The sequence below is a fragment of the Acinetobacter sp. CFCC 10889 genome, assembly GCF_003268395.1.
Taxonomy (GTDB): Bacteria; Pseudomonadota; Gammaproteobacteria; order Pseudomonadales; family Moraxellaceae; genus Acinetobacter.
The window spans coordinates 1-2,775 of record NZ_LQXQ01000130.1 but is presented as its reverse complement, the minus strand read 5'-3'; the positions used below and the strand labels follow the sequence as shown (position 1 = coordinate 2,775).

At 33.6% G+C, this 2,775-nt stretch carries 2 protein-coding genes and 1 pseudogene; all 3 read left to right on the top strand.

The window, feature by feature from the left end:
- A pseudogene (locus AVJ19_RS20815) lies at positions 1-905 on the top strand (mobilization protein (MobL-like)); the annotation flags it as partial.
- 682 nt (positions 906-1,587) lie between these two features.
- Positions 1,588-2,538, top strand: a complete 951-nt coding sequence (locus AVJ19_RS20810) for a replication initiation protein (protein ID WP_111861397.1) — start codon at positions 1,588-1,590, stop codon at positions 2,536-2,538.
- Positions 2,535-2,775, top strand: a 241-nt coding sequence (locus tag AVJ19_RS20805; RefSeq protein ID WP_111861396.1) for a hypothetical protein, incomplete at its 3' end; no start/stop codon positions are given. The genes AVJ19_RS20810 and AVJ19_RS20805, both read left to right, overlap by 4 nt.

The following is a 2,775-nucleotide window of genomic DNA, read 5'->3' as shown; positions in this document are numbered from 1 at the left end:
TGGATGAAAACATCAAAGTATCTGAGGATCTTGTTCAAAAAGTACGAAGTGAGCTTCAGTTTCAATACTCTCAAGCTGAGTATTCAGAAAAAACTTCTCAGAAACTTTATGAATTCCAAAATGAAGAATTATCAAAATTAACAACAAAATTAGACACGATGAGTTCTGCAATATCAGAACTACGCAAAAAAGAGCCTTTATTTTTTAAAACAAAATGGATCAATCAAATAAATGACCTGATCGACCAACACAACACCCAACTAGACATCCAAAAGCATATTTCTGGTCTTAGTGAAATAGAAAAAAAAGAGAGATATTCTGATCATTTAAATAAATGGACAGAAGAAAATCAGCTGCTCCAGCCTAAAAAGTCTTTTGCAAAATTTGACGAACCGAACATCACTGTTAAACAACGAAAACTTAATGATCAAATTTCAAATATAGATCATCAAATTTCTGAAATATCACGCAGAGAAACTGAGTATCAAGAGTATGTACGCGATCAAAGACTGGAGATCATAAATAGTTATATATTTGAAGAAGATAACTATGGAAATAAATACTTTAGTCCTCAAAATGGTGAAAAACAAAAGCGACTATATGCAGAAGAAATGGAAGATCTAAAAATCCAAGAATTGCATGCGGCTTTTACAAAAAAAATTGAGACCGAAGCGCAGCAAGAGTTTTCCCAAAAAAGAGCAATACAGCTCGAAAACGACCGAAAAGATCGTGAATCTAGAGAACAGCAGTTACGTAAAGAACGAGAGCAACAAGAACAACGCTATGCACAAGAACGAGAGCAACAAGAACATTTGGCATTTGTAAGACGCCAAGAACAAGAAAAACAGCAGAGAAATGAGCCTAAAAAGCCAGAAAATGACAATAACCATGACTACACGCCTTAGAAATCCCATTTAAGCGCAAAAAAACGGGGGTTTTAGCGACTTTTGATAGAAATACAGTAAAACTATAGTTGATAAAAATAAAATCGCTTAGAACGCAAATGAGAGCCTTTTAGCGAGTATCTACGAGCGACACAACGAAAGTTTGCTTATTCCCCCTCTGAAAAACCGTTTTTTATTGAATTACTGGGGACAGTGATTAGCGAGTGTCTACGAGCGAAGTATTGATGCTTTTGCTCGTCAAAAAGCATGAGCATAGCGAATGCATTATTCATGTTTTGCTTTTTGAATCCTTGATCATATATGCAAAAAACTGCCCCCACGAAGCGAGTGAAACGAGCTTCAATAGAGTACGAGCTTTAGCGAGTACCAAGGGCAGTTTTAATAACTCACTTTGGAAATAAATTCCCTTTTATTCTTTTAAAAAGCTTTTAAAAGCTTTTAGACCCTCTGAAAACCTTATGCAGCAATAGTTTCAAGCGTTAAAAGGGTACAAATAGCATGATAAAGGGTACAAATAGCATGATTTTATCGTTTAAAAGGGTACAAATAGCATGATTAAAGGGTACAAATAGCATGATAAAGGGTACAAATAAATTATTGTACCCTTATGTTTATTGGTGTACATTGTTTTCTCATAAGGGTACAAAAATCATGTTCATTTTTTATAAGGTTTGATATCTGAATGAATAAAGAAAATAGTTATGATAAATCTTATCCAGTAACAACAATGGCTATTCAAAACAAAGTTACTGAATGCTTTAAAAGCATGTCTGTAGATGAAAAAAGAATTTTAATTATGGCTTCTCCGATTGCTAGAAATGTCGATGCAAGTGAACAAGATCAAATCTTAATATCTGCTCAACAATTTGCTGATGACTGTGGTATCAAAGTCAATTCTGCTTATAAACAAATTGAAAATGCGTCAAAAAAACTAGTAGATCGGTCCTTTTCATACGTTAATGATAGGGGGAAAAAGGTCTACTCTAACTGGGTAATTGATGCTACTTATGAAGATGCAGGGATATCTTTAAGGTTTACATCTATTGTTTTGGTGATGTTGAAAATTTTAGATAAATACAATCCATACACTCGTTATAAAAAAGATGTAGTTCTAAAATTAAAAAAAGACTACTCAATAGACTTTTACCATTTAGCGAAAAAAAATCAGGCAAAAAATGGCTTTGAATTAACGCTAAATGAAATGTTTACAGAGTTTGGTTTACCAGAATCTTATAGAGATTTGAGGAACTTAAAACGAAGAGTTTTGAAGAGCTCATTAGATGAAATTAATGAATTTACCGATGTAACAGTTGACTATAGTCCAGTTAAAAAAGGACGTTCTGTTGTCGGCTTTAAGTTCACTGTGAAAGAAAAATCTAAGCCAAAATTAATAGCTCCTGAGCGAGATCCAAAAACAATAGATATGTTCTGCAACCTGTCTGATGCTCAAATTAACAAGTACAGTGCTATTTTATCTAAACTTTCTGAGCTATCAGACCTAAGTAACTTCCAGGACTATCCTAGTTTTGCCCTTTGGATTAGTGGCATCTTACGAGATCCGAAAAGTGTAAGAGAGGAAACAGCAAAGCGGATTTTTAAAGCTCTTCATAGCAAGACGGATTTTAAACCATGAAAACTAGAGCTGAATTAGATGCAATGAGCCATCAAGAACTCAAAGACTATGAGCAAATTTTACTTGCTCTGTGGACACCAAGAATGGCTATTGAAAGTGACATTGAAAGGTTAAGCACTAATCGCAACGAATTATTAGAAATTTTTAATCAATTAAAAAATCCTGATGCTCCTGAAAATGAGCGTTTAAAAAATTCTATTTTATCGCTCAAATATAAGATTGAAGATTTAGAAGATA